The 26112-nt window shown below is 66.8% G+C and carries 22 protein-coding genes; 11 read left to right on the top strand and 11 right to left on the bottom strand.

Annotated features, from left to right (window positions below; genetic code table 11):
- The first annotated feature begins 104 nt into the window (after positions 1 to 104).
- On the top strand, positions 105 to 887 hold the full coding sequence (locus ACAM26_RS12190; protein WP_123143082.1) for a c-type cytochrome: 783 nt from the start codon (positions 105 to 107) through the stop codon (positions 885 to 887).
- A 12-nt stretch (positions 888 to 899) separates the two neighbouring features.
- Here ACAM26_RS12190 and ACAM26_RS12185 read toward each other — a convergent pair whose 3' ends face one another.
- From ACAM26_RS12185 to ACAM26_RS12155, 7 genes are all read right to left on the bottom strand, one after another.
- Positions 900 to 2708: a diguanylate cyclase gene (locus ACAM26_RS12185; RefSeq protein ID WP_369613770.1), complete on the bottom strand. Its 1809-nt coding sequence runs from the start codon at positions 2706 to 2708 to the stop codon at positions 900 to 902.
- A gap of 148 nt (positions 2709 to 2856) precedes the next feature.
- The gene (locus ACAM26_RS12180; protein WP_369613769.1) at positions 2857 to 5910 is read right to left on the bottom strand and encodes an efflux RND transporter permease subunit; all 3054 of its coding nucleotides are present in this window, start codon (positions 5908 to 5910) and stop codon (positions 2857 to 2859) included.
- Positions 5911 to 5946: 36 nt separating this feature from the next.
- Positions 5947 to 6576: a hypothetical protein gene (locus ACAM26_RS12175; RefSeq protein ID WP_234526269.1), complete on the bottom strand. Its 630-nt coding sequence runs from the start codon at positions 6574 to 6576 to the stop codon at positions 5947 to 5949.
- Between the two features lie 27 nt (positions 6577 to 6603).
- Positions 6604 to 7656: an efflux RND transporter periplasmic adaptor subunit gene (locus ACAM26_RS12170; RefSeq protein ID WP_369613768.1), complete on the bottom strand. Its 1053-nt coding sequence runs from the start codon at positions 7654 to 7656 to the stop codon at positions 6604 to 6606.
- The gene (locus ACAM26_RS12165; protein ID WP_369613767.1) at positions 7656 to 8006 is read right to left on the bottom strand and encodes a S24 family peptidase; all 351 of its coding nucleotides are present in this window, start codon (positions 8004 to 8006) and stop codon (positions 7656 to 7658) included. Before ACAM26_RS12165 ends, ACAM26_RS12170 begins: the two co-directional genes overlap by 1 nt.
- 117 nt (positions 8007 to 8123) lie before the next feature.
- The gene (locus tag ACAM26_RS12160) at positions 8124 to 8834 is read right to left on the bottom strand and encodes an IS1 family transposase (RefSeq protein ID WP_369612975.1); all 711 of its coding nucleotides are present in this window, start codon (positions 8832 to 8834) and stop codon (positions 8124 to 8126) included.
- Positions 8835 to 9600: 766 nt separating this feature from the next.
- Positions 9601 to 10311, bottom strand: a complete 711-nt coding sequence (locus tag ACAM26_RS12155) for an IS1 family transposase (RefSeq protein ID WP_369612975.1) — start codon at positions 10309 to 10311, stop codon at positions 9601 to 9603.
- A 25-nt stretch (positions 10312 to 10336) separates the two neighbouring features.
- Here ACAM26_RS12155 and ACAM26_RS12150 point away from each other — a divergent pair, with 25 nt between their 5' ends.
- The 7 genes from ACAM26_RS12150 to ACAM26_RS12120 all read left to right on the top strand — a co-directional run bounded on the left by ACAM26_RS12150 (position 10337) and on the right by ACAM26_RS12120 (position 18937).
- Positions 10337 to 10774, top strand: a complete 438-nt coding sequence (locus ACAM26_RS12150) for a hypothetical protein (RefSeq protein WP_369613766.1) — start codon at positions 10337 to 10339, stop codon at positions 10772 to 10774.
- Between the two features lie 98 nt (positions 10775 to 10872).
- On the top strand, positions 10873 to 11337 hold the full coding sequence (locus ACAM26_RS12145; protein ID WP_369613765.1) for a hypothetical protein: 465 nt from the start codon (positions 10873 to 10875) through the stop codon (positions 11335 to 11337).
- 205 nt (positions 11338 to 11542) lie between these two features.
- Positions 11543 to 13336, top strand: coding sequence for an ABC transporter ATP-binding protein/permease (locus ACAM26_RS12140; RefSeq protein WP_369613764.1), 1794 nt, complete (start codon positions 11543 to 11545; stop codon positions 13334 to 13336).
- A 12-nt stretch (positions 13337 to 13348) separates the two neighbouring features.
- The gene (locus ACAM26_RS12135; protein WP_369613763.1) at positions 13349 to 14962 is read left to right on the top strand and encodes a histidine kinase; all 1614 of its coding nucleotides are present in this window, start codon (positions 13349 to 13351) and stop codon (positions 14960 to 14962) included.
- A complete protein-coding gene (locus ACAM26_RS12130) occupies positions 14962 to 15624 on the top strand; it encodes a response regulator (RefSeq protein WP_132229417.1) in 663 nt (220 codons plus the stop codon). Before ACAM26_RS12135 ends, ACAM26_RS12130 begins: the two co-directional genes overlap by 1 nt.
- Before the next feature lie 169 nt (positions 15625 to 15793).
- Positions 15794 to 16264, top strand: coding sequence for a rhodanese-like domain-containing protein (locus tag ACAM26_RS12125; RefSeq protein ID WP_123141020.1), 471 nt, complete (start codon positions 15794 to 15796; stop codon positions 16262 to 16264).
- Positions 16265 to 16312: 48 nt separating this feature from the next.
- Positions 16313 to 18937 carry an ATP-binding protein gene (locus ACAM26_RS12120; RefSeq protein WP_369613762.1) on the top strand — a complete coding sequence of 875 codons (2625 nt, stop codon included), beginning with the start codon at positions 16313 to 16315 and terminating at the stop codon, positions 18935 to 18937.
- Here ACAM26_RS12120 and ACAM26_RS12115 read toward each other — a convergent pair.
- Both ACAM26_RS12115 and ACAM26_RS12110 read right to left on the bottom strand, forming a co-directional pair.
- A complete protein-coding gene (locus ACAM26_RS12115) occupies positions 18934 to 19671 on the bottom strand; it encodes a UDP-2,3-diacylglucosamine diphosphatase (protein ID WP_123142903.1) in 738 nt (245 codons plus the stop codon). The two genes, ACAM26_RS12120 and ACAM26_RS12115, sit on opposite strands and share 4 nt — an antisense overlap.
- Positions 19672 to 19745: 74 nt before the next feature.
- Entirely contained in the window at positions 19746 to 20234 is a 489-nt protein-coding gene (locus ACAM26_RS12110) for a peptidylprolyl isomerase (protein WP_123141017.1), read from the bottom strand.
- Positions 20235 to 20518: 284 nt separating this feature from the next.
- Between ACAM26_RS12110 and ACAM26_RS12105 the strand changes: the two genes are divergently transcribed.
- The gene (locus tag ACAM26_RS12105; RefSeq protein ID WP_369613761.1) at positions 20519 to 21016 is read left to right on the top strand and encodes a hypothetical protein; all 498 of its coding nucleotides are present in this window, start codon (positions 20519 to 20521) and stop codon (positions 21014 to 21016) included.
- Between the two features lie 58 nt (positions 21017 to 21074).
- Positions 21075 to 22463 carry a cysteine--tRNA ligase gene (gene cysS, locus ACAM26_RS12100; RefSeq protein ID WP_369613760.1) on the top strand — a complete coding sequence of 463 codons (1389 nt, stop codon included), beginning with the start codon at positions 21075 to 21077 and terminating at the stop codon, positions 22461 to 22463.
- 480 nt (positions 22464 to 22943) lie between these two features.
- On the opposite strand, the gene ACAM26_RS12095 is transcribed toward cysS, so the two are convergent.
- The gene (locus ACAM26_RS12095; RefSeq protein WP_123141015.1) at positions 22944 to 23894 is read right to left on the bottom strand and encodes a serine hydrolase; all 951 of its coding nucleotides are present in this window, start codon (positions 23892 to 23894) and stop codon (positions 22944 to 22946) included.
- Positions 23895 to 24232: 338 nt separating this feature from the next.
- A complete protein-coding gene (locus ACAM26_RS12090) occupies positions 24233 to 25240 on the bottom strand; it encodes a response regulator (RefSeq protein WP_369613759.1) in 1008 nt (335 codons plus the stop codon).
- 158 nt (positions 25241 to 25398) lie between these two features.
- Between ACAM26_RS12090 and pgl the strand changes: the two genes are divergently transcribed.
- On the top strand, positions 25399 to 26085 hold the full coding sequence (gene pgl, locus ACAM26_RS12085) for a 6-phosphogluconolactonase (protein WP_123141013.1): 687 nt from the start codon (positions 25399 to 25401) through the stop codon (positions 26083 to 26085).
- Positions 26086 to 26112 lie beyond the last annotated feature (27 nt).

The following is a 26112-nucleotide window of genomic DNA, read 5'->3' as shown; positions in this document are numbered from 1 at the left end:
TGTACTCCCCGGCTTGCCAAGCCGGAGCCTGCTCCCATAAGCTCGGGACGGGCTCCGCGCCCTAGGTTGCTGCGATCGTTGTCGATGACTCGCAAGGAGATGCCATGTCCCAGCCAGTGTTCGCGCGCCCGGTCCTGTGCGCGCTCGCGCTGCTCGTCGCCCCGCTGGCGTCGGCGCAGCCGGATCCGAAGTCGCTCGCGCAGGCCGAGTTCGACCGGGCCAGCCAGCTCACGCCCGATATCGAGAACGGCCGTCGGGTCTATCTGACCTGTGCCGTGTGCCACCGCCCCGAGGGCTGGGGCAGTCCCGATGGGGCCTATCCGCAGATCGCCGGTCAGCTCCCCGAGGTGGTCATCAAGCAGCTCGCCGACATCCGCGCGGGCAATCGCGACAACCCGCTGATGTATCCCTTCGCGCTGCCGCGTATCCTCGGTGGGCCGCAGAACATCGCCGATGTCGCCGCCTATGTCGCGACCCTGCCGATGACCGCCGACAACGCCCGGGGCCCGGGGGTCGATCTCGATCTCGGGCGCGAGCTCTACGAGGCGCAGTGCGCCGAGTGTCACGGCGCCGAGGGCGAGGGCGATGTCGAGCGTCTCGCGCCCCAGCTCGCCGGTCAGCACTTCCCCTATCTGATGCGTCAGTTCGAGGCGATCGCCACCGGTCGGCGGCGTAACTCGGATGCGGAGATGACCAAGCTGCTCGCCCAGTTCGGTCCGCGCGAGCAGGCCGCGGTGCTCGACTACAGCTCGCGTCTGCCGCTGCCGCCGGAGAAGGTGGCGCCGGCCGAGTGGGTCAACCCCGACTTCCCGGCCTATGTGCGCGAGCCGCTCGGCATGGCGCCGCCCCCGCCGCCACCCCCACCGCCGCCGTTGCCGCCGCGCTGAGCCGCGCCGGCGCTAGCCGGCGAACACCGCGCGGTCGCGTCCGGCCTGCTTGGCGCTGTAGAGCGCCTTGTCGGCGCGCTCGACCAGGGCGTCGAGCGGCTCGCCGGCGCGGCGCAGGGCGCCGCCGATGCTCACCGTCAGACGGAGTTCGAGCCCGTCGTCGAGGACGAACAGGTGGGCGGCGATGCGTGCGCGCAGCCGTTCGGCGAGGGTCCGTCCCTGCTCGGCCGAGGCATCCATCAGGAACAGGATGAACTCCTCGCCGCCGAAGCGCACCGGCACGTCGCCGTCGCGGATGGAGCCGTGGAGCAGGGTCGCGACCTGACGCAGCAGCGCGTCGCCGACGGGATGACCGTGGTGGTCGTTGATCCGCTTGAAGTGATCGAGGTCGAGCATCAGCGCGACGACCTGGGGACCGCCGCGGTCCTGGGCGTGGCACTGACGCTCGATGATGTCCTGCATGTAGAAACGGTTGAACAGCCCGGTGAGCGAGTCGCGGATCGAGCGCTGGTAGGTGCGGGTGCGCTCGGCCTCGATCGAGCGGTAGATCGCCTCGCGCTCGAGTACCACCTGCAGCGGCACCGTCAGCTGGGCGATGAGCTGGCGCTCGTGCGCGCCGATCTCGATCGGGTGTTCCAGATGGATATGGGCGATCGCCTCCAGCCGCTCGCTCTCGCGGGCGAACAGCGGCAGCAGCAGGCTCATCGCGCCCTCGTCACCGGTGTGACAGCAAAAGCGTTCGTCGTGGAGGGGGTGACCGTGCAGACAGCGCCCGGCGCTGTCGCCGAGCCAGTGCGTGCGGCTGATGCCGAGCAGCGCGCGCAGCCACGCCGGGACCTGCTCGGCGCGCTGCTGCTCCTGCCCGTCGGCGACCAGACCGAGCGCCTCGCCGTCGGCGAGTTCGAGATAGTAATCGATCCGCGCCACCGGCAGGCTGCGGCGCACCACCTCCAGCAGCCGCGCGGCGATGTCGTGGAAGTCGCGGCAGTAGAGCATGGTGCGGGTGATCTCGCCGAGCGTCCGGTTGAGCCGCGAGAGCCGACGGATGTCGGTGTCGACCCCGCCGGCGAAGAGATAGATCCCGCAGTCGAGTTCGCGCAGTTGCTCGATGATCGGCCCGACCAGCGGCGCGGGGATGATCGAGCCGTGCTGCGGGGCGATCAGTCTGACCGGGTGACGGGCGATCTGGTCGAGGGCGTGGACGAGGATGTCGCGGCTGGGGATGTAGTGCTCGTGGAAGGGGCGCATCGCCTCGAAGTAACCGATGTCCTCGGCCATCAGCGCCGGTGTCTCGGTGAAGCCGCCGAACAGATCGCTGGAGAACAACACCCCGGTCTCGGCGTCGAAGGTGCAGAAGGCGCCGGGGAAATGGGCATAGGGGGTGAACACGAAGCGCAGCTCGCGCTCGGGCAGCTGGAGCCGCCAGTCGTGCTCGTCGACCAGCCAGAAGGGCAGCCGCTCCAGGCCGTAGTGGCGCAACAGCGCGCTACAACGCCAGTGGGTCACCAGCACGGCGTCGGGGCGGTCGACGAGTTCGTCGATCACCGGCAGACAGGCGGTGATGTCGGGGTCCTGGTGATGACAGACGAAGTAGCGGATCGCCGAGAAGGGGATGATCTCCTCGATCTTGCGCAGCGTGGCGGCGAAGGTCAGCCGCGAGCCGGGGTCGAGCAGTACCGACTGGTCGCCCTGCTCGATGAGATAGACGTGGCACTGGAAGGGGTCGTCGGTGAGCACGTGTCCCACCCACCAGACCCGCGGGGCGATCTCGATCGCGTGGTCGGTGTCGAAGCTGCGTTGGCTGGGATCGGTCTGGTGCATAGTGTGGTTTGACTCCGGAACCGGATATGTCCGCGTGGATCGGTTCCGCGACCCTGAGCCACACTCCTGGCGGAGACCCGCCCGTCCAGGCTCAATCCCTTGAACGACATCATCCCTTGCGAGACGCACGGCGACAAGCCCGGTGTGTTCACCCGCGCGCGGCGAGCCGATAGACCACCGGCACCAGCAGCAGCGAGACCAGGGTGGAGAAGGCCAGCCCGGCGACGATGGTCACCGCCAGCGGCTGGAGCATCTCCGCGCCCTCGCCGAGGGCGAGCGCCAGCGGCAGCATGCCGACCACCGTGGTCAGCGTGGTCATCAGGATCGGGCGCAGGCGCAGCCGCGCGGCGGCGAGGATCGCCGTCTCCAGCGCGTGTCCGGCGCGCCGCTCCAGCTCGATGAACTCGACCAGCACGATGGCGTTGTTGACGACGATGCCGGCGAGCATGATCAGCCCCAGCCACACCGGCATCGACACCCCCAGCCCGGTGAGCCACAGCCCCAGCACCACCCCGATCAGCGCGAAGGGCACCGAGAAGAGGATGATCAGCGGGTTGCGCACCGACTCGTACTGCACCGCCATCGCCACCAGCACCAGCAGCAGCGCTAGGGCGAGCAGGATGCGGCCCATCTCGCGGCCCTGTTGCAGGGTCTCCAGGGTGCCGCCCTCGTAGAGGCTGTAGCCCGGCGGCAGCTCGATCGTGGCGGCGGCGGCCAGCGCCGCGCCGATCGCCCGCTCCAGTCCGAGCGCAGGGTCGACCGAGGCGCTGATCTCGACCATGCGCTGCTGGCGCTCGCGCAGGATGGTCGAGGGCTGGGGCAGGAAGGCGACCTCGGCGAGATCGCCCAGGCGCAGCGCGCGGCGCGGTTCGGTGGCGCTGAACAGGATCATCGACTCCAGATCGCCGGGGGTGTCGAGCTGCTCGCGATCGAGGCGCAGCCGCAGGTCGATGGCGCGGTCGCCGTCGAGATACTCGCCCACCAGCCGCCCCTCGAGCGCATAGCGCAGCAGGGTGCCGACCGATTCGACATCGAGCCCGAAGCTCGCCGCGCGCTCGGGGTCGAGACGGATGGCGATCTCCTGGTCGACCTCCTCGTAGCTGTGTTGCAGGTTGCTCAGCCCCTCGACACGGCCCAGCCGCTCGACCACCCGGTCGGCGAGCCGCCCCAGCTCGGCCAGGTCCGGCCCCTGGATGCGCAGGCTGAGGTCGTCGTCACCGCGGTTGAAGCGGATGCCGCGGATACCGCGGGTATAGAGGCTCACGCGCAGCCCCGGCAGCGCGCGTTCGGCGATCGCCGCGCGGGTGGCGGCGATCCAGGCGGGGGTGTCGAGCGCGCGCTCGGCGAGCGGGTCGAGCAACACCTGGAGGCTCGCGCGGTTGGGGCTCTCGAAGCTCGACCGGCCGAAGACGAAGCCGCCGACGGTGGTGAAGATGGCGCGCACCCCCGGCTGCTCGGCCACCACCGACTCGACGGCGCGGGTGAGCGCGTCCATGTGCTCGATGTCGACCCAGTCGTCGGCGGTGAGGCTGATGCGCACATCGCCCTCGTCGAGTTCGGGCAGGAAGCTCTGCGGCGCGGCGAGCAGCCACGGCAGGCTCGCGGCAAGCGCAGCGATGAACACCCCGAGCACCGCCCAGCGCCAGCCGAGCAGCCGCCCGAGCAGCCGCGCGTAACCCTGCTGCAGGGCCGCGACGGCGGCGTCGATGGCCGCGCGCGCGCGCCCCTCTGAGGCCGCCGGGACGCGCCCGGCGAGCGCCGGTACCAGCGTCAGCGCGACCACCATGGCGGCGAGGATCGCCGCTGAGATGGTGAAGATCAGCTCCTCGAACAGCAGCCCCACCAGCCCGCCGATGAACAGGAAGGGCAGCACCGCGGCGAGGTTGGTCGAGGTCGAGGCGACGATCGCGCTGGTCACCTCGCGCGCGGCGGCGTCGGCCGCCGCCTCCGGGGCGCGCCCGGCGCGCTGGTGGCGCTGGATGTTCTCCAGCATCACGATGGTGCTGTCGACCAGCATGCCGATGCCGAGCGCCAGCCCCCCGAGGGTCATGATGTTGAAGGTCAGCCCGTTGGCGGCCATCAGGATGAAGGTCACCAGCACCGCGATCGGGATCGCCGAGCCGATGATCAGGGTGCGGCGCAGGCTGCCGAGGAACAGATAGACCACCGCCATCGCCAGCAGCGCGCCGCTGCCCGCCGCGCCGATGGCGTTGGCCAGGGACTGGCGGATGTAGCGCGCCTGATCGTCGACGCGCTCGATGGCGATGTCCTCGGGGATGCGCCGCTGCGCGGCGAGACGTTCGAGTTCCCGGTCGACGGCATCGACCACGGCGACGGTGTTGGCCAGTGGCTGTTTCTGGATCGAGAGCTTGACCCCGGGGCGGTCGTCGAGCCGGATGCGCAGCCGCTCCTCGGCCGCGCCGTCGATCACCCGCGCCACCTCGTCGAGGCGCAGCAGCGCCGTCGGGCGCTCGGCCTCGGTGAGACGCAGCGGCAGCGCGGCGATCTCGGCGACCGACTCGAAGCGCCCCTGGGCGCGGGCGCTGATCTCGCCCTCGGGCATCCGCAACCGTCCCCCGGCGACGTCCTGGTTGGTCTCGCGCAGCCGCGCCTCCAGATCGCGCGCATCCAGCCCGAGCGCGGCGAGACGGTACTGATCGGCGATCACCTGCACCTCGCGTTCGAGCCCGCCGCCGACCTCGGCGGCGGCCACCCCCGGCAGGTTGAGCAGCGCCGGGGCGAGGCGGTAGTCGACCCAGGCGCGCAGCGCCACCGGGTCGCGGTTGTCGGAGCCGACCACGTACTCGGCCACCGGCAACTGGAAGGGGTCGCGCTTGTAGATGATCGGCGGCTCGTCGGTGTCGGGGATGAAACGCTTGGCGCGGTCGAGTCGGGCGCTGGCGTCCTGCAACGCCTGATCGATGTCGGTGCCGTAGCGGAAGGAGAGATCGACCGCGCTGCGCCCCTCGCTGGTCTGCGACTGGATGGCGATCGCCCCCTCGGTGATCGCCAGTTGCTCCTCGAGCTGCCGGGTGAACTCGTCCTCCATCACCTCCGCCGGCACGCCGGGGTCGAGCACCCGCACGCGCACGTCGGGGTAGACGATCTGCGGCAACAGGTCGATGTTGAGCCGGCTCAGCGAGAGCGCGCCGAGCACCATCACCGCGAGCGTCAGCGCCACCACCCCGATGGGGTGGCGCACCGACCAGCTCGACAGCGCCGCGACCACCGCCGCCCCTCAGCGCCCGGCGCGGGCCAGCTCGGCGGCGGCCGACTCCACCACCCGCAGCTCGCTGAGCGGGTAGGGCGGGATACCGAGGCGCTGCAACCGCGCTTGGTGGGCGGTGCAGAAGGCATGGTGGAAGGTGAGGAACAGCGGGTGGGCGATCACCTCCTGCGCCGTGGCGAGGAAGCGCAGATAGCTGCGCGCCTGCCCCATGTGATACTCCGAGGGCGGCTCGCCGAGGTGCACCGCCTCCAGCTCGCGGTCCCACAGCGAGAAGCGCGCGGGGTTGGCCAGATGGAGCAGGGTCGCGGCGTTCTCCAGCGAGCCGAGACAGGCCGCCACCGGGTCGATCAGGCCGCTGCCGACCACCGCCTCGGGCGCGCGCGCGGCGTCGAAGGCGGCGATCGCCGCGCCCAGCTCGGCGGTGTCGAGGCGCAGCGCCTGCGTGCTCCAGGCGTGGGCGAGGGCGGCGCAGCGCAGGAAGGCCTCGGTGGTGTCGCTCGCCGGCGCCTGGGCGGCGCCGAGCAGCGCCGGGTAGCTGTGCAGCCGGGTGAGCGCGGGGGCGTTGGCGCGCAACCGGCTGGCGCTGACCAGCTCGACGGCCTGATAGAGACGTTCGATGTGCATCGGTGCAATAGGCATGGCTGTCGTCAGTGGCGGTGGGATCACTCAGTCTGACACGACATCCACCGCCTTGCCCGCGCGCAGCCCGAGGAAACCCCGGGTGATCACCCGCTCGCCGGGGGCGAGCCCGTCGCGGATCTCCACCCGGTCCTCCACCTGCAGCCCGCTGCGCACCGCGCGCCGCGCCGCGCGACCTTGCGCGTCGATCAGCCAGACGAACTCGCCCTGGCGATCGCGCCGCAGCGCGTTGAAGGGGATCAGCAGCCGCGCGACCGGCGCGCTCTCGAGCCGCGCGCGCACGAACTGCCCGGCGCGCGCCCCGGCGGGGATGGGGTCGAGCGCCAGCTCGACGATGCCCTGGCGGGTGCGTCGCTCCAGACTGGGGTGGATGCGCAGCACCCGCGCCGGGAAGCGTTGCGCGCCGAGCGCGTCGATGCGCAGGCTCGCCGCGTCGCCGACGGCCAGGTGCGGCAGCAGCAGCTCGGAGGCGGCGACCTCGGCGACCAGCGAGTCCGGGTCGGCGAGCGCGAGCAACTGGGTGTTCTTGGAGACGAAGTCTCCCGGTTCGACCAGCCGCTCGGTGATCACCCCGGCGAAGGGCGCCTCGATCCGGGTGAAGGAGCGGCGCGTCTCCAGCAGCTCCAGCTCGGCGCGCGCCACCCGCAGCGCGGTGCGCGCGAGGCTCACCTCCGACTCGGAGACGGCGCGGCGCGCGCGCAGGTCCTCGAGCCGCTTCAGATCGAGTTCGGCCTGTTCGAGGGTGGCGTGCGCCGCGGCGATCTCGGCCTCCAGCAGCCGATCGTCGAGCGCCACCAGCAACTGACCGCGCTCGACCCGGTCGCCCTCGTAGAGATCGAGCGCGGTGATCCGCCCCTCCTCCTGATTGAACACCCGCACCAGCCGACGATAACGCAGCGAGCCCGGGCGCTCGTGGGTGATCGGCACCGCGCTCGGCGCCACCTGCAGCGCCGCGACCAGATGCGCCTTGGGCGCGGGCCGCGCCGCGCGCGCCTGGGACGACGTCTCCTCACCACAGCCGCCGAGCAGCAGCGCCAACACCAGCGGCAACGACAGCGCCGCGCGGAGAGAAGGGGACATCACTGGCCGGTGAGATCGGTGGCGAGACTGTAGTCGTAGTGCTTGACCTGACGGCGGATGTTGCGCTGGATGATCACCCCCAGCACCGCCCACTCCAGCCCGTCGAGCCGGATCTCGGGATAGCGCGGATTGAGCGCCACCAACCGCTCGCCCGCCGCGTCGCGCCGGTACTGCCGAAACCACCGCACCCCCTCGACCTCGGCGAACACATAGGCCCCGTCGATACACTGCGGCGTCGGCTCGATCACCACGATGCAACGATCGGGGAACTCGGGCGCCATCTCCTCACCCAGCACCTGAAGCGCGAACGGCTCGTGCAGGGCGCAGCCGGATTGTTCTGGGTGTAACATCGTTGTGTGGCCTCTATTTTTGGTTTACTTTAGTAAATTACTTGCTATTGAAAATCTGGTAGTGCCCTGACCGATAGGGTTTTGAATCTCTCGATGTGTTTGGCTTCCCACAATGAATCACACGCACATCTTGGCGTTGTAGTGATGAATGAAGTTCCAGAGTGCACCAAGATGGTTTTCCTGGTTCTTCGAGAACGCGAGCGACTTTCTCACCAAGCGGGAGATACGCTGCCGGAGTGTACCGTTAAACCGTTCGATATGGTTGGTTTCCCCTTGTGACTTCGCACTGGGATAATGTCGGTGTGCCGGGATGATCCGCGCATAGGCGCTCCAAAAATCTGTGTAGACGGGAGCGGAAGTCTGATATTGCGCTGGGATGGAATCCCACAGAGCCTGTGCGGAGCGCTCCGTACGATCGCCAACATGGACCCCGACGATACGCCGGGTCAGGCGATCCATAGCGAGCCAGATCCATTGTTTGTTCAGGCGTTTTCCGACAAAGGACCACAGTTCGTCGCACTCCAGGATTACTCCGTAGGATGTGGTGTTTTTTTTTAGCGCGACCTGACGAGGAACCTTCTTGTACTTCTCGTTCACGTAGTTCTGCAGCCAAGCCTCGGAGACCTTCACCGCACGGGCAATTCCGGCCAGGGAGATTTTTTCCAGCAGCAACCGATCGATCAGTTCGCGGGTTTCCTGAGAAACCTGCCCCTTGGCAGGATGGATAACGAACTGGCGACCGCAATCTTGACACTTGTATAACTGCTTTTTCAGCCGGTTGAATCCATTTTTGGTCACATGGTTGGAGTGACACTGCGGACATGTCAGATACATTTTCTTCAACCTTAAAGAAATGGATTCTGATCTTATCGAAACCTATCGGTCAGGGCACTACCGAAAATCTTTTTGTGATTATATCTTTTAGTTTAGAAATTTTCTTCTGATATTTCATAGTCAACAGGTTTTTATGTCTATTTCATCGGTTTTTCGTTTTGTTTTTATTGGTAGTTTTTGCATTAGAAACCGTGCTGGAAAAGCTTCTGATTCTGTTTTTGTTGTGAGTGACCTTATTTCTTTTTTCTATAGAAGATTTAGTGGCGGTAATTTTGTTCGTGAATATTCTTGTGGATCGCGAATAATGTGGTGTGAGAAGGTTTGTAGTTATCGTGATTTTTACTGTCTTCTTGTAAACATAGCAAATAAAAAGGTATCCGATTTTTCTTTAGTTAATTTTTCAAGTCTAAAGTCTCGGGATGTGTATAAAGAAGAAGATGAGGGCGGCATTTATACTTCTCATGTTTTGATTAAAAAAGAGCCGGATGAGGTGGGTCGGCATGTTATATTAATAGAGAGGGTTCCGGGTGTTTACGTTTCCTCTTTAAGAGATTATTTGAATTGGGTTTGCAATGATGAAAGTTATAAGAAAGAGGTCGTTTCTGGTGCCGGTGGGAAAAGAATGGTTAGGGCGGTTTGTGATATCGATGGGTGTCAGTCTAAAAAAATAAAGGATGCTTTGCGAGAAGGTCGGCTTGAGGGTAGTGCCCTGACCGATAGGGTTTTGAATCTCTCGATGTGTTTGGCTTCCCACAATGAATCACACGCACATCTTGGCGTTGTAGTGATGAATGAAGTTCCAGAGTGCACCAAGATGGTTTTCCTGGTTCTTCGAGAACGCGAGCGACTTTCTCACCAAGCGGGAGATACGCTGCCGGAGTGTACCGTTAAACCGTTCGATATGGTTGGTTTCCCCTTGTGACTTCGCACTGGGATAATGTCGGTGTGCCGGGATGATCCGCGCATAGGCGCTCCAAAAATCTGTGTAGACGGGAGCGGAAGTCTGATATTGCGCTGGGATGGAATCCCACAGAGCCTGTGCGGAGCGCTCCGTACGATCGCCAACATGGACCCCGACGATACGCCGGGTCAGGCGATCCATAGCGAGCCAGATCCATTGTTTGTTCAGGCGTTTTCCGACAAAGGACCACAGTTCGTCGCACTCCAGGATTACTCCGTAGGATGTGGTGTTTTTTTTTAGCGCGACCTGACGAGGAACCTTCTTGTACTTCTCGTTCACGTAGTTCTGCAGCCAAGCCTCGGAGACCTTCACCGCACGGGCAATTCCGGCCAGGGAGATTTTTTCCAGCAGCAACCGATCGATCAGTTCGCGGGTTTCCTGAGAAACCTGCCCCTTGGCAGGATGGATAACGAACTGGCGACCGCAATCTTGACACTTGTATAACTGCTTTTTCAGCCGGTTGAATCCATTTTTGGTCACATGGTTGGAGTGACACTGCGGACATGTCAGATACATTTTCTTCAACCTTAAAGAAATGGATTCTGATCTTATCGAAACCTATCGGTCAGGGCACTACCGGCTTGAGGATATTGAGTTTGTTGGCTATAAAAGTGAAAGTGGCGGGTTGGATGAAGATAATTTCATTACGAAAGAGGTTTATAAGACTCGATTTATGGTGGGGCGTTCGGTTGACGAGGATCAAGCTAAAAATGTTTTTCGGAGAGCCTTTGCGCAGGCTGGGAATTTTTTTGGTGATGTAGATAGTGGAAAGTTTTTTGTAAGAATTAAGTCCCCTGATGGTGCGGTTAAGCGTGCCGAGCTTGAAGGGGGGGAGGAGGTAATGCTTGAGCAAGCATTTATTCAAAGTGAGTTAATTGAAGGCTTTGATTGCTCGCTTACTTCGCGATGCGATGATTTTCGTTTTGATGTAATTGATAAAATGATTGATTTAACCGCTTCGCTGAGTGGTTGACATGGCTTTTCGAAAGCATCTCAAGATTTTTGCTGTTTTTGCTTTTTTGCGGCTGAAGAGCCCTGATATATTTTGGTATCAATGGATTTATCCTGGTCTTGTTCTCTTTTTTGTTTTTTTTTGGCTATTTTATTTGGGGTTCTGATTTTTTTAGCTTTGATAAAAAAGGATTGGTTGAGGGGGTTAACTCTTTGATGGGTGTTCTTGTTGGTTTTTATATTGCATCTCTTGCTGCGGTTTCAAGCTTTGAGAGTGAGAATTTAGATTCGGTGATGAAAGGTAGGCCGCTTACATTAAAGGTTTTTCGGCATGGGGCTGTAGAGATCGAGGCTTTGACTCGGAGGCGGTTTTTAGCGGTTATTTTTGGCTATTGCGCAATAATTTCGATTGCTTTGTATGTTTTTGGTTTGGTTTATCTCAATGTTTCTGCCCATTTTCATGGTTATTTGTATTGTTTTTTTAAGGTTTTTGCTTGGGCTGTTTATTTTTGGATGATTTCCAGTTTGCTAGTAGTTACTTTGCTTGGTCTTCATTACTTAGTTGAAAGAATGCATCGGTCATAACTTTTTTTGCTTTATGTGATTGAGCCGCCCTGGCTCCTCTCGATTTTATTTTCATCCATGCTGGAGTCCTTCCCCTACTTGGCCGCATAATTGCTTCCCCTGAACGCCGGACGTGCCGGTCGGGGTCTCGTGCCCCGGCGTGGTGCGCCACGACGTCCGTTGTTCCACCTCCAGCCAAGCCGGCGCGCCGGCTCAAGCCATGCCCATGAAACGAATCTCCGCCACTGAGCGCATCCACGGCGACCGCCGTGACTGGCACAATCTGCGGGCGATGTTGCCCTTCCTCTGGGAGTTTCGGGGGCGCGCGGCGCTGGCCATCGGCTGTCTGGTGCTGGCGAAGGTGGCCAACGTCGGGGTGCCGATGCTGCTCAAGGAGATCGTCGATGCCTTCGAGCACCCCGAGACCCAGGCGCTGGTGCTGCCGCTGACGCTGCTGCTCGGCTATGGTGCGCTCAAGCTCTCGTCCTCGCTGTTCAACGAGTTGCGCGACGTGGTCTTCGCGCGGGTGCGCTATCGCGCCATGCGTCGGCTCTCGACGCGGGTGCTGACCCACCTGCACCGGCTCTCGCTGCGCTACCACCTGGGGCGCCAGAGCGGGGCGATCAGCCGCGATCTGGAGCGCGGCACCCGCTCGGTCTCGACCATCCTCAACTATGTGGTGTTCAGCGTGCTGCCGGTGGTGGTCGAGTTCCTGCTGATCGCGGTGGTGCTGCTCGGGCAGTACGCGCTGAGCTTCACCCTGGTGACCTTCGCCACGGTGGCGGTCTATTTCGTCTTCACCTTCGCCATCACCGAGTGGCGGATGGACTACCGCCGCCAGATGAACCGCTTCGACTCGCAGGGCAACAGTCAGGCCTTCGACAGCCTGATGAACTACGAGACGGTGAAGTACTTCGGCAACGAGCGCCTGGAGCTGGAACGCTACGACGCCACCCTCGACGCCTGGGAGGGGTTGGCGGTACGCAGCCAGAACTCGATGTCGGTGCTCAACTTCGGCCAGGGGGCGATCATCTCCGTCGGCGTCACCCTGATCATGATCCTCGCCGCCCGCGGGGTGGTCGACGGCAGCATGAGCATCGGCGATCTGGTGCTGGTCAACGCCTTGTTGCTGCAGCTGTTCATCCCGCTCGGCATGCTCGGCATCGTCTATCGCCAGATCAAGTACGCGCTGGCCGACATGGATCTGGTGTTCAAGCTGCTCGAACGCGAGCCCGAGATCGAGGACGCCCCGGGCGCCCCGGCGCTGGCGCTGCGCACCGGCGAGGTGCGCTTCGAGCACGTCGATTTCCACTACCAGCCCGAGCGCGCCATCCTCCGCGATGTCGACTTCACCATCCCCGCCGGGCAGACGGTGGCGGTGGTCGGGCACAGCGGCGCGGGCAAGTCGACGCTGTCGCGGTTGCTGTTTCGCTTCTACGATCCGATCGGCGGGCGGGTGCTGATCGATGGTCAGGACATCCGCGCCGTCTCCCAGGACAGCCTGCGCGCGGCCATCGGCATCGTCCCGCAGGACACCGTGCTGTTCAACGAGAGCATCTATTACAATCTCGCCTACGGTCGCCCCGGGGCGAGCCGCGCCGAGATCGAGCAGGCCGCCGAGATGGCGCACATTCGCGACTTCATCGAGTCGCTGCCCGATGGTTGGGAGACGGTGGTCGGCGAGCGCGGGCTCAAGCTCTCCGGCGGCGAGAAGCAGCGCGTGGCGATCGCCCGCACCATCCTCAAGCGCCCGCGCATCCTGGTCTTCGACGAGGCCACCTCGTCGCTCGACAGCCACACCGAGCAGGCCATCCAGCAGACCCTGGCCGAGGTCGCCGAGAACCACACCACCCTGGTGATCGCGCACCGTCTCTCGACGGTGGTCGAGGCCGACCGCATCCTGGTGATGGAGGCCGGGCGTATCCGCGAGCAGGGGACCCACCAGCAGTTGCTCGCCGCCGGCGGCCAGTACGCGGCGATGTGGGAGTTGCAGCAGCGCGAGGGCGCGCAGTCGAGCTAGGGAGGATGGACGATGCGGATCGGTGGCGCGCGGCGACGCCTGAGCGCGGAGGGATTCGACGAGGGGCGGCGGGTACGCGCGTTGCTCGCGGCGCTGGGGTTGCGCGCGCCGCTGCTGGCGCTGCTCGGCGCGGTGGTGCTGGCGGCGCTCGGCGCGGTGGTGCTGGCGGCGCTCGCGGCGCCGGTGCCGGCGGACTGGACGCGGGCGCTCGCGCTCGCCGCCGCGCTGCTCGGCGCGGCGGCGCTGGCGCTGGTGTGGCGGCGGCTGCGCCGCGGTCTGCTGGCGCCGCTGGCGCGGCTCGAGCAGTCGCTCTCGCGGGTCTGTCAGGGCGAGCCGGGGGCGAGCGAGCAGCTGCGTGATTTTGGCGTGCTGGCGCCGATCGCCGAGGACATCCGCGACCTCAACGCCGAGCTGACCGATCTCTACGAGGACATGGACAACCGCGTCGCGCGCCAGACCCGGCGTCTGGCGCAGAAGACCGCCTCGCTGAAGATCCTCTACGACGTTGCCGCCGGCATCCATCAGGCCGAGAGCCTGGAGGCGCTGCTGCTGCGTTTCCTGCGGGTGCTCAAGGAGATGGTCAACGGTCGCGCGGCGACGGTGCGCCTGGTGCAGCCCGACGGCAGCCGCCGGTTGGTCGGCGCGATCGGGCTCGACGACGATCTGGTGCGCGAGCAGGACATGGCCCCGGTCGATCTCTGTCTGTGCGGTAACGTGCTCGCCCCCGGCGAGATCCTCTGCGATCAGGACGCGCGCTACTGCGCCCGCATCTACGGGCGGCGGATGTTCGCCAGCTCCGAGGTCGAGGTGGTGACGGTGCCGCTGGAGCATCGCGACGAGCTGCTCGGGGTCTACAGCATCTTCGTCGACCGCCCCGGGGTGAGCATGCGCGAGGACATCATGGATCTGCTGTTCACCGTCGGCCATCATCTCGGCATGGCGATCGCCAAGCAGCGCTCGGACGCCGAGGCGCGGCGCCTGTCGATCGTCGAGGAGCGCAACGCGCTCGCCCACGAGCTGCACGACTCGCTCGCCCAGACCCTGGCGAGCCTGCGCTTCCAGTGCCGGATGCTCGCCGACGCGCTGGCCGAGGCGCCGATCCCGGCGCCCGCGCGCACCGATCTGGCGCGCATCCGCAACGGACTCGACGAGGCCCATACCGAGCTGCGCGAGCTGCTGGCGAGCTTTCGCGCGCCGCTCGATCGTCGCGGGCTGGTGCCGGCGCTGGCCAAGCTCACCGAGCGCTTCGGCGGCGAGACCGGCATCCATGTGCTGTTCCAGAACGACACCCGGCCCTTCGAGCTGGCCGCCGCCGCCGAGCTGCAACTGCTGCGCATCGCCCAGGAGTCGCTGGCCAACATCCGCAAGCACGCCCGCGCCCACACGGTGCGGGTGCTGCTCACCCGCGAGGGGGCGCGCTACGTGCTGCTGATCGAGGACGACGGGGTGGGCTTCAGCGCGCCGGTCGACGGCGCCCACCCCGGCGAGCACATCGGGCTGTCGATCATGGAGGAGCGGGCGCGGCGCATCGACGCCGCGCTGCACATCGAGAGCGAGCCGGGCGAGGGCACCCGGGTCGAGGTGGTATTCGACGCCGGGCGCCGCCCGGCCTGGGAGACGGACTGATGCGGGTGTTGCTGATCGACGATCATGCGTTGTTCCGGTTCGGGCTGCAGGCGTTGCTCGAACGGCGCGGCATCGAGGTGGTGGCCGTCGGCAACGCCGCCGAGGGGGTGGCGCGGGCGCGCGAGCACGCCCCCGACGTGGTGTTGCTCGATATGCGCATGCCCCAGCTCACCGGGCTGGAGCTGTTGCGCGCGCTGCGCGCCGCGGAGCTGCGCATGCCGGTGGCGATGCTCACCACCAGCGCCGAGGAGCGCGACGTCATCACCTCGCTGCAGCAGGGCGCGCAGGGCTATCTGCTCAAGGACATGGAGCCCGACGCGCTGATCGCCGCACTCGGCGACATCGTCGCCGGGCGCACCGTGGTCGCCCCGGAGCTGGCGGTGGTGCTGGCGCGCGCGGTGCAGGCCGAGGGCGGGCACGCCGGCGCGGCCCCGAGCGGCGGCGCGCCCGAGCTGACCCCGCGCGAGCAGGAGATCCTCTGTCATCTCGCCGAGGGACAGAGCAACAAGGCGATCGCGCGGCGCCTCGGGATCTCCGACGGCACCGTCAAGCTCCACGTCAAGGCGATCCTGCGCAAGCTCGAGGTGCACTCGCGGGTGGAGGCGGCGGTGATCGCCGTCGAGCGCGGGCTGTGCGCGCGTGGCGGCGCGGGAGAATCCTGAGCGCTTTCGGTTTATCAATGACAAAATCCACGCAATGATGATCCAATGAACCGTTTTGCCTGGCGCCGAGCCGAAGCGTCGGGCGTTGTGCAGCGCGGTCCATTCGCTTCGTGTCCGTCTGCGACGGCCTGCGGTGGATCGCGTGCGAGGCGCAGGGGGGAGTGTCCGCATGAAGCGTTTTCTGCAACTGATCCAGCACTGTCTGACCGAGGTCCGCGAGGTCATGCCCTGGGATCTGGCCGAGCGGCTCGAGCGCGCGCCGGCGCCGCTGATCGTCGACGTGCGCGAACCCGAGGAGTTCGCCGCCATGCATCTGCCGGGCTCGATCAACGTGCCGCGCGGCATCCTCGAGTCGGCCTGCGAGTGGGACTACGAGGAGACCGTCCCCGCGCTGGTCGAAGCGCGCGAGCGCGAGGTGGTGGTGGTGTGCCGCTCGGGCAATCGCAGCGTGCTCGCCGCGCACGCGCTGCAGGTGCTCGGCTATCGGCAGGTGGTGTCGTTGCGTCTCGGGCTGCGCGGCTGGAAGGACGACGACCAGCCGCTGGTCGATGCCGCCGGGACCGAGGTCGCCCCCGAGGCCGCCGATGATTATTTCACCCCCAGGCTGCGGCCCGATCAGATCAATCCCGAGCGGCGTTGAGGACTGCGGGATGATCGCGCCGTCATTGTCATTGCGTGGGCTGTGCTGATGCCGGCGCGGGCGCGGGCGCAGACCCTGCTGGTGCGGCTGGCGATCCTCGCGGCCTTGCTCGGGGGCGTCGTGCTCCACGGCCTGGTCGCCATCCACGGGGAGGTGGCGCGCTTCGAGCATCGCAGCGAGCGTCTGGCGCTGCTGCTCGGCGCGGTGACCCACCGCGCGCTGGACACCGCCGATGCGCTGCGCACCGCCGCCGAGGCGGGGCTGGCCGATCCCGGGCCGCGCGCGCTCGATCGACTGCGGCTGCTCGGCCCGGTCCCCGACCAGGACGGCTATGGTCTGGTCGGGCTGGCGCCGCCGGCGCGCCCCGAGGCGCGTCTCAACCTCACCGGGGAGGGGCCGCTCGAGGACGATCCGGCGCTGCACCGCGAGCTGGCGATGGCGCTGGCGCTCGAGCCGGCCTTTCGCTGGGTGCGTCGCGCCTATCCGCAGACGCCCTGGGTCTATTACATCTCGGCGCGCGGCTTCATGTCGCTCTATCCCTATCTGCCGTTCGACCGGCTGTTCATGTCCGAGGCGATCCACGACTTCGAGCTCTACGCCAAGGGGCTGCCGGCGCGCAATCCGCATCGTCGGCCCTATGTCTCCGAGGTCTATCTCGATGCCGCCGGGCGTGGGCCGATGGTCACCTTCGGTGCGCCGGTCTATGGCGAGGGGCGTTTCCACGGCATCGTCGGCTTCGATCTCACGCTCGATCGGATCGGCGCCTATCTCGGTCCCGAGCAGGGCTCGGGCGATCGGGTCTATGTCGTCGACATGACCGGCCGGGTGATCGCCGCCGCCGGGCCGGAGACGGGCGGCTATCCCGCCTCGCTCGCCGAGTCGCGCCCGGCGCTGTTCGCCCTGGCGCGTGCCTATCAGGGCGTCACCAAGATGTTCGACGGCGCGCGGATGCACAGTGTCCAGCTCGACGGCGTGCCCTGGCTGATGGTCCACGAGCGCGCCAACTGGCGGATCTATCGTTATGCGCTGCTCGCCACCCTGCCGCTGGTGCTCTTTCTCTGCGTGCTGCTGGGGGCGATCACGATCTTCGTGCGCGAGCGTCAGCGCCAGCGCAACCGCGAGTCGGAGCGCTCGCTGCGCCGCTTCCGTCATCTGCTCGACTGCTCGACCGACATGATCGCGGTGGTCGATCCGCGCACCGCCCGTTATCTCGACGCCAACCAGACCTTTTGCGATTTCGTCGGGCGCTCGGCGCCGGAGATCCTCGAGCGGCGCGTCACCGATCTCGGTGGCGCGCTGGGCTCGACGGCACGCTGGACACGCGTGCTCGAACGGGTGCGGCGCGACGGTCGGCTGACCTTCGAGCTCGACGGCCAGTTGGCCGACGGGCGCTCCTTCGAGGTCGAGGTCAACGCCCATCACGCCAGCACCGAGGGCGAGGAGTACATCGTCACGGTGATCCGCGACATCTCCGAGCGCAAGCGCGCCGAGACCGAGCGGGCGCGCTTGCAGCGCGCCCTGCAGCAGGCGCAGAAGCTCGAGGCGATCGGCCAGCTCACCAGCGGCATCGCCCACGACTTCAACAACACCCTGGCCAGTATCCAATGGGTGGCGGAGCTGGCACGGCGTCAGTTCGGCGCCCAAGAGCCACGGCTCGACGTCCAGCTCGAACAGGTCATGGCGGCGGTCAACGGCGCCCGCGCGCTGGTGCGTCAGCTGCTGGTGTGCTCGCGCGGCGAGCGCTCCGAGTCGGCGCGACCGCTGCTGCTGGTGCCGAAGTTGCGCGAGATCCTCTCGATGCTGCGTTCGGTGCTGCCGGCGACGTTGGAGATCGTCACCGAATGGCCGGCGCGCTCGCCGACGGTGACCGTCGACCCGATCCATCTCCAGCAACTGTTGATGAACCTCTGCATCAACGCCCGCGATGCCATGCAGGGGGTGGGGCGGATCTCGGTGGGGGTGAGGCTGCGTCATCTCGAACAGGCCGAGTGTGCGATCTGCCATGAGCAGGTCCGGGGCGGCTGGGCCTGTATCCGGGTCAGCGACTCGGGACCGGGCATCGCCCCCAGTGTTCGCGACCAGATCTTCGAGCCCTTCTTCACCACCAAGCGCCTCGGCGAGGGTGCCGGGATGGGGCTGGCGGTGGTCTCCGGGATCATGCGTACCTACGGCGGGCACGTGCTGATCGACACCGCGCCCGGCGGCGGTGCCTGCTTCGACATCCTGCTGCCGCCGAGCGCCGAGGTCGAGCCCCGCTCGACGCCCGAGCCGACGAGCGCGGAGCGCGCCGAGCCGGTCGACATCGAGGGGCTGCGGGTGTTGCTGGTCGAGGACGAGCCGGTGATCCTGCACCACCTCAAGGAGACCCTGATCGGTGCCGGCGCGCGGGTCGAGGCCTGCGCCGATGCCGCCACCGCACTGGCCCGTTTCGAGCAGGACGAGGGCGGCTTCGAGCTGCTCATCAGCGATCAGATGATGCCGGGGATGAGCGGCCTGGAGCTGGTGCGCCGGATCCGTCGCAACGACACCGGCATCGCGGTGCTGATGCTCACCGGCGACGGTTGCGCCATCAAGCAGGCCGATCTGGTGCGGTTGCGTATCGCCGAGGTGCTGCTCAAGCCGGTGACCTGGGACGAGCTGGCCGCGGCGATCGCGCGGGCGCTGTCGCGTTAGTCGGCGGGGCGCAGCGGCTCGCGATGGAAGCCGCTGCCGGGGCGGTGGACCAGCAGCTCGCCGCCGCGCTCGTCCCAGTCGGCGAGCACCATGCGCAGGGCGGGGCGACCGGCAAGCGTCAGCCGGTGATCGGCGGGACGGTGGGTGTGGCCGTGGATCAGCCGGGTGGCGCGATGACGGCGCAGATAGCGCACCACCGTCGTCTCGGTGACATCCATGATCGCGGCGCTCTTGTCGGCGTTGGCCGCCGCGCTGCGGCGGCGATAGTCGGCCGCCAGCGCCTTGCGCCAGGCCAGCGAGCGCCACAGGAACAGCCGCCGTACCAGCGGGTTGCGCACGCGGCGGCGGAAGCGCTGATAGGCGAGATCGTCGGTGCAGAGCAGATCGCCGTGCATCAGGATCACCCGCTCGCCGTCGAGGGTGATCGGGTGTGGGTCGCCGATCAGCCGGCAGCCGCTGGCGCGAGCGAAGCGTCTGCCGATGAGGAAGTCGCGGTTGCCGTGCTGGATGAAGCAGCGGGTGCCGGCGGTGGTGAGTGCGGCGAGCGCGGCGGCGACCTCGCGGTGGAGCGGCTCGTCGTCATCGTCGCCGATCCAGGCGTCGAACAGGTCGCCGAGGATGTAGAGACGCTCGGCGCGGCGCGCCCGTCCGGCCAGCAGGCCGAGGAACAGCCGGGTCAGCTCGGGTCGTTGCGGTGAGAGATGGACATCGGAGACGAAGAGTGTCTCGTCCATGGGGTCGGGTCGCATCGGCTGGGATGGGGCCGCCCGCGCCAGGGGCGGAGCGGGGGCCGGGGAGCGATGGCGCGCTAGTCGACGATCTCGGCGCGCTCGATGACGACGTCCTCGACGGGCACGTCCTGGTGGCCGTTGCGGCTGCCGGTGCTCACGCCCTTGATCGCGTTGACGGTCTCCATGCCCTCGACCACCCGGCCGAACACGCAATAGCCCCAGCCGTCCTGACCGGGATAATCGAGGAAGCCGTTGTCGGCGACGTTGATGAAGAACTGCGCGGTGGCCGAGTGCGGCTCCATGGTGCGGGCCATGGCGAGGGTGCCGGTGAGGTTCTTCAGCCCGTTGTTGGCCTCGTTCTCGATCGGACGACGGGTCGGCTTGGCGGTGAAGTCGGCGCTCATGCCGCCGCCCTGGATCATGAAGCCGTCGATCACGCGGTGAAAGAGGGTGCCGTCGTAGTGGCCGTCGCGTACGTACTGCTCGAAGTTGGCGCAGGTCTTGGGCGCTTGCTCGGTGTCGAGCTCGATCAGGATGTCGCCGTGATTGGTGGTGAGTTTGATCATGAATCTCTCCGCGAGAGGCCCGTCCTCGCGGACGGGGTGGACAGCGGGTCGCCCGCAAGGGCGACGGTTTTGTGTGCTTCGGCGCTGGGGCGCATCACCGGGGACGGATTACCCCTCGGCCTGTGTTGGTCTGACCCCTTCGGCCGGACCCCGACCACCGTCGGCACAGGGGCCGCCCGATGGTCACAAAGGTCGCAGATGTTACATGGTAAGGGCTTTGCTGGATACGTGAAAGGTGAAGCGGCCGGCTGCGACCAGCCGCCAGTGGTCAGCGATCAGCGGGATTGAACCGCGAAGGGAAAGAGCCGCCGGCGATCAGCCTCCAGCCGCCAGCCTCCAGCCGCCAGTGGCTGGATATCCACAAACACTGGCGCCAAGAACGTGCGTCACAGATGCGGGCAAGCCGTGCTGTCGTCGAGGTCGAGGGCACGCCGCTGGGGGCTGGTCGCTTGCAACCGGGATTGAACCGCGAAGGGAAGAAGAGCCGCCGGCGATCAGCCTCCAGCCGCCAGTGGCTGGATATCCACAAACACTGGCGCCAAGAACGTGCGTCACGGATGCGGGCAAGCCGTGCTGTCGTCGAGGGCGCACTCCCACTGGTGGCTGGCGGCTGGTGGCTGGTCTTGCAACTCGAACCCCTTTGCGCCCTTTGCGGCTTTGCGGTTCAATCCTGGCGGCTGGCGGCTGGCGGCTGGCGGCTGGCGGCTGGCGGCTGGCGGCTGGCGGCTGGCGGCTGGCGGCTGGCGGCTGGCGGCTCTCCCTTCACGGCGCGCCTTTGCTAACATTGACGCTTTGGTCCGTGCGCCGCGCGCGGGAATGCGAGAAGTCCAAGTCACCCCGATGCTACAGATCTACAACAGCCTGACCCGCCAGAAGACCCCCTTCCAGCCGCTCGAGCCCGGCAAGGTGCGCATGTATGTGTGCGGCATGACCGTCTACGACTACTGCCACCTCGGCCACGCCCGGGTGATGGTGGTGTTCGACGTGGTCTATCGCTATCTGCGTGCGCTCGGCTACGAGGTGACCTATGTGCGCAACATCACCGACATCGACGACAAGATCATCCGTCGCGCCGCCGAGAACGATGAATCCTGCGCCGCGCTGACCGAGCGCTTCATCGCCGCGATGCACGAGGACGCCGCCGCGCTCGGCGTGTTGCCGCCGACCAGCGAGCCGCGCGCCACCGCGCACATCGACGAGATCCAGGCGATGGTCGCCACCCTGATCGACAAGGGGCTGGCCTATGCCGCCGACAACGGCGATGTGTACTACGCCGTCTCGCGCTTCCCCGGCTACGGCAAGCTCTCGGGCAAGGACCCGCAGGACCTGCGCGCCGGCGCCCGGGTCGAGATCGGCGAGGCCAAGCGCGACCCGCTCGACTTCGCACTGTGGAAGGGGGCCAAGCCCGGCGAGCCGAGCTGGTCCTCGCCCTGGGGCGAGGGGCGTCCGGGCTGGCACATCGAGTGCTCGGCGATGAGCACCTGCTGCCTCGGCAACCACTTCGACATCCACGGTGGCGGGGCCGACCTGCAGTTCCCCCACCACGAGAACGAGATCGCCCAGTCCGAGGGGGCCACCGGCGAACCCTTCGCCGAGGTATGGATGCACAACGGCTTCGTGCGTATCAACGAGGAGAAGATGTCGAAGTCGCTCGGCAACTTCTTCACCGTGCGCGAGGTGCTCGAGCGCTTCCGGGCCGAGGAGATCCGCTACTTCATCCTCACCAGCCACTACCGCAGCCCGCTCAACTACGCCGACGAGCAGCTGCAGTCGGCGCGCGGTGCGCTCACCCGCCTCTACACCGCGCTGCGCGGCCTGCCCGAGGCCGAGGCCCCGGCCGAGAGCGCGTTCGCCACCCGCTTTGCCGCGGCGATGGACGACGACTTCAACACCCCCGAGGCGCTGGCGGTGCTCTTCGAGCTGGCGCGCGAGGTCAACCGCGCGCGCGATGCCGGCGAGCCGGAGCAGGCCGCTGCGCTCGGCGCCGAGCTGCGTCGGCTCGGCGGCGTGATCGGTATCCTCCAGGATGACCCCGAGCGCTATCTGCGCGGTGGTGACGGGGCGGATGATGGACTCGACGATGCCGCCATCGAGTCGATGATCGCCCAGCGTCAGGCCGCCCGTGCCGCGCGCGACTGGGCCGAGGCCGACCGGCTGCGCGACGCCCTCACCGAGGCCGGCATCGTCCTCGAGGACGGCGCCCAGGGCACCACCTGGCGGCGCGGTTGAGAGGGAGCGACCAGCCACCAGCCTTCAGCCGCCAGCGGGTGTGATGCCCGAGCGTCGGCGTGAAGGTGAGCCGGTCGCTGACTCGAGCCGCCCATCACCTGGGTTGGGTTGCCATCGGCAACCCAACTAGATGCACCGCTCATCCAACCAACGACGCCCCCCCGCATCCCTTTGCGTCCTCCGCGCCTTTGCGGTTCGAACCAGCTTCCAGCGATCAGCTTCCAGCCTCCAGTCGGGGAGGTTGGTGTGCATGATCGGCGATTGACGGGCAAGACGGTATCTTGGCGGTTCAAGCTGTTTGGACGGCTGACGGCTGGAAGCTCATCCTCCCGAGCACGTCGATTGGGTTGCCATCGGCTACCCAATCGATGCACCGCTCATCCAACCAACGACGCCGAATCCCCGCATTCCTTCGCGTCCTCCGCGCCTTCGCGGTTCAACCCGACTGGCGACTGGCGACTGGACCCGCCCGCGCCCCGTCTACACCAACCCGTGACGGTCCTTCATGTGCAGGTAGACGAGGTTGGAGACCTGGCGGATGACGTCGCCGCGGCTGCGAATCCACTGGGTGTAGTTCTGTGCTCGGGAGGGCCGCTCGATGATGCCGATCATGGTATAGGCGTGCTTGCGCCCGCGCCGGTCACGCGCCTCGATGATGCCCATGTTGCCGCACAGCTTGGCCGTCGAGCCGGTCTTGTCGCAGACCTGTAGCGGGTGCGCGATGGCCGAGACCCGAGTGACGATGCGGTCGTTGTTGGGCAGGCACATCAGCCGTCGCAGCTCGGCGCTGTAGGGCAGGCGATCGTTCCAGATGGCGTAGAGGAAGCGGCTGTAGTCGTGCGCCGAGGCCTTGTTGGCGTAGGTGCCGCCGCCCGGGGGGATCTTCTCGATGATACGGGTCTGGCGGAAGATGCCGGGGGCATGCTGCTTGAGCTCGGCCTCGACGTCGCGCGGACCGCGCCGCCCCCGGTTTGCGCTGACCCGATCGATCAGCCAGTTGGTGGCGCTGTTGCTGCTGCGCTGGATCATCCGCTCCATGTGATGGCGCACATCGTCGTTGTAGCGCACCCGGCTCGATCGCGTGACCTGATAGAAGTAGGCCTGGGCGACGAAGGGCTTGATCATGCTCGCCGCCTGGCGCTGCACGTCCTCGTTGATCGCCACCAGCTTCTTGCCGGTACTGAAGTCGTAGACCGACCAGGAGGTCTGCTCGTTGGGCTGCACGATGCCCTTGCGGCGGAGTCGCTGCACCAGGTCGTTGACCTGGTGGTTGAGCGAGTGATCGCGCGCGGCGGCCTCGACGAAGCTGGGACTGCCGCCGAGCAGGCCGGCCGAGGTGGCGGCGAGTGCGGCGAGGAAGTTGCGACGATCGATGAAGAAGCCGTTGTCGTCGGCAGCCGGCTGCTCGCCGCCGTCCGCGAACTCATACATAACTCGAACCCTCCGAGGCAAGGATTGCATGACGCGGTCGGCGGGGCGCGGCCGCGTGTGTTTCACCGGGCCACGCCTTCCTCGCTGGCGGCGAGCGTCGAGCATGGAGGGGGCCGTGCGTGCCGCCGGTACGAGACGCCGGGCAGGGGTGCGAGGCGTGGCGCCGGCGGGTGTTGTGATGATCGCACTCGTCACGGGCCGTGACGAACCCGCAAAAGGATAGGCGGGCGACATCGAAATGACAAGGAGTGTGCACTAGAAAAGCGCTGATGTCTCAATGCCATCAGCGCGTAACTTGAAGCGGCTTGATATCCCGGGGCGGGATGAGCGCGCGCGGCTTATCCCGCAGCCAGACCGCCGAGCAGCAGCCACACCACGGTGGCGGCGGCGATACCGACGAGCGCGGCAAAGAGCGCCCACAGCCGCACCACCTTGAGCTGCGCCTGTAGCGCCGCGAGCCCCTCGGCGACCTCGGCGTGGGCCTGGGTGGCGATCGTCTCGCTCTGCTCCTGGACCTCGCGTCGGGCGGCGACCAGCGCTTGGCGGGTGGTGCGCTCGGCGAGCGGGTCGAGGTGCGCCTGCAGCGCCTGCTCGACCAGGGTCGAGAGCGCCTCGGGCTGGGGGTGGCTGGCGTCGATCATCTCCTCGACCCGGGCGCGCTCGCCCTCGAGTTCGATGCGCAGCAGGTCCGGCAGCAGGTCGGGCAGGGCGGCGCGGATCTGTGCCTGCAGCTCGGCCTCGGAGATATCCTGACGAGCGTCGAGCTGCTGGCGAACCTCGGCGCGCAGCTGCTCGCTGAGATCGCGCCGCAGGTCCTCGAGCAGCGGGGTGAGGGTGCGGGTGATCTGCGCGGAGACGCGGGCATCGAGTTCGGCCATGTCGATGGCCGGTGCGCTGGCCGGCGTGGGGGGGGGCGTGGTCGGTGCCGGTGGCGGTGTCGGTTCCGTCGTGGTGGCCGCGGGCGCGGTGGCCGTCGGCTGGGCGAAGGCCGTGCGCAGCTCCTCGAGGATCTCGGGCAGGCGCTCCGGGGCGACCGACTTGGGCAGCACCCCGAGCACGCCCTTGCGGCGCGCGGTCTCGACGAAGTCGGCCTCTTCGTGCGAGGAGCACATCACCACCGGGATCGCGGCGGTGCGCGGGTTCTGCTTGAGCACCTCGAGCGCCTCGAAGCCGTTGAGCCCGGGCATCATGTGGTCCATCAGGATGGCGTCGGGCAGCTCGCGTTCGAGGATCTCGAAGGCGGCCTCGGCCGAGTCGGCGGTCTCGACCTCGACATCATGGCGTTGGAGCTGGAGCCGCAGCGCATAGCGCGCCGACTTGGAGTCATCGACCAGCAGTATCTTCATCCAATCCTCCGCGAGAAGCCCCGTCCCTTGGGCGGGGTGACGTGCGAATATGGTGTGTCGGCGCGTGCCGGCGGGTGTCGAGCCGCGCGGTGCGGGCTTGGCGCGCCGCGCCCGCGCCCCCATCCGCATTTAGTGTAATGACTGGAGGAGATCCTAGCATGTCTGTCACCGGTGTCGGATTCCAGCTGCATGACACCCCGGAGGCGCTGGCCGAGGTCGTCGCCGCGCGCGTTCTGGAGGCGGCGCGGCGGGCGATCGCCGCGCGCGGACGCTTCGTGCTGGTGGCCGCCGGCGGGCGGACCCCGTTGCAGGTCTATGCGCGGCTGGCGCGCGCGCGCAGCGATTGGTCGCGCTGGCTGGTGCTGCACGGCGACGAGCGCTGTCTCCCCGCCGATGATCCGGAGCGCAACAGCCACGCGATCGCCGCCGCCTGGCTCGACCCGGTCGGTCTGCCGCCGCGCAACCACCTGCCGATCCCCGCCGAACTCGGTGCCGAGCCGGCGGCGCGTCGTTACGCCGAGCTGATCGCGCCCTTGCTGCCGTTCGATCTGGTGTTGCTGGGCATGGGCGAGGACGGTCACACCGCGAGCCTGTTCCCCGGGCACGCCATGCCCGAGGATGAGGCGTTGACGATGGCGGTCCATCAGGCCCCCAAGCCGCCCGCCGACCGGGTCAGTCTGACCCCGGGCGCGCTGGCCGCCGGGCGCGAGACGCTGGTGCTGGTCACCGGCGCGGGCAAGCGCGAGGCGCTGATGCGCTGGCGCGCCGGGGCGGGGCTGCCGGTGGCGCGGGTGGCCGAGGCCGCCGGGGCCGAGGTGCTGGTCGATGCGGCGGCCTGGGGATGATCGCGGCGCTGCTGTTTTCCGCTTGCT

The sequence above is a fragment of the Marichromatium sp. PS1 genome (genome assembly GCF_041155115.1).
Lineage (GTDB): Bacteria > Pseudomonadota > Gammaproteobacteria > Chromatiales > Chromatiaceae > Marichromatium > Marichromatium gracile.
The sequence above is the reverse complement of the archived record's forward strand: the minus strand, read 5'-3'. Positions and strand labels throughout refer to the sequence as shown.

Excerpts from the sequence above, each read along its gene's own strand:
- ACAM26_RS12190 (WP_123143082.1), top strand. The coding sequence starts at position 105 with ATGTCCCAGCCAGTGTTCGCGCGCCCGGTCCTGTGCGCGCTCGCGCTG.
- ACAM26_RS12185 (WP_369613770.1), bottom strand. The coding sequence starts at position 2,708 with ATGCACCAGACCGATCCCAGCCAACGCAGCTTCGACACCGACCACGCG.
- ACAM26_RS12175 (WP_234526269.1), bottom strand. The coding sequence starts at position 6,576 with ATGCCTATTGCACCGATGCACATCGAACGTCTCTATCAGGCCGTCGAG.
- ACAM26_RS12170 (WP_369613768.1), bottom strand. The coding sequence starts at position 7,656 with ATGTCCCCTTCTCTCCGCGCGGCGCTGTCGTTGCCGCTGGTGTTGGCG.
- ACAM26_RS12165 (WP_369613767.1), bottom strand. The coding sequence starts at position 8,006 with ATGTTACACCCAGAACAATCCGGCTGCGCCCTGCACGAGCCGTTCGCG.
- ACAM26_RS12150 (WP_369613766.1), top strand. The coding sequence starts at position 10,337 with ATGGATTCTGATCTTATCGAAACCTATCGGTCAGGGCACTACCGGCTT.
- ACAM26_RS12140 (WP_369613764.1), top strand. The coding sequence starts at position 11,543 with ATGAAACGAATCTCCGCCACTGAGCGCATCCACGGCGACCGCCGTGAC.
- ACAM26_RS12135 (WP_369613763.1), top strand. The coding sequence starts at position 13,349 with ATGCGGATCGGTGGCGCGCGGCGACGCCTGAGCGCGGAGGGATTCGAC.
- ACAM26_RS12130 (WP_132229417.1), top strand. The coding sequence starts at position 14,962 with ATGCGGGTGTTGCTGATCGACGATCATGCGTTGTTCCGGTTCGGGCTG.
- ACAM26_RS12125 (WP_123141020.1), top strand. The coding sequence starts at position 15,794 with ATGAAGCGTTTTCTGCAACTGATCCAGCACTGTCTGACCGAGGTCCGC.
- ACAM26_RS12120 (WP_369613762.1), top strand. The coding sequence starts at position 16,313 with ATGCCGGCGCGGGCGCGGGCGCAGACCCTGCTGGTGCGGCTGGCGATC.
- ACAM26_RS12115 (WP_123142903.1), bottom strand. The coding sequence starts at position 19,671 with ATGGACGAGACACTCTTCGTCTCCGATGTCCATCTCTCACCGCAACGA.
- ACAM26_RS12110 (WP_123141017.1), bottom strand. The coding sequence starts at position 20,234 with ATGATCAAACTCACCACCAATCACGGCGACATCCTGATCGAGCTCGAC.
- cysS (WP_369613760.1), top strand. The coding sequence starts at position 21,075 with ATGCTACAGATCTACAACAGCCTGACCCGCCAGAAGACCCCCTTCCAG.
- ACAM26_RS12095 (WP_123141015.1), bottom strand. The coding sequence starts at position 23,894 with ATGTATGAGTTCGCGGACGGCGGCGAGCAGCCGGCTGCCGACGACAAC.
- ACAM26_RS12090 (WP_369613759.1), bottom strand. The coding sequence starts at position 25,240 with ATGAAGATACTGCTGGTCGATGACTCCAAGTCGGCGCGCTATGCGCTG.
- pgl (WP_123141013.1), top strand. The coding sequence starts at position 25,399 with ATGTCTGTCACCGGTGTCGGATTCCAGCTGCATGACACCCCGGAGGCG.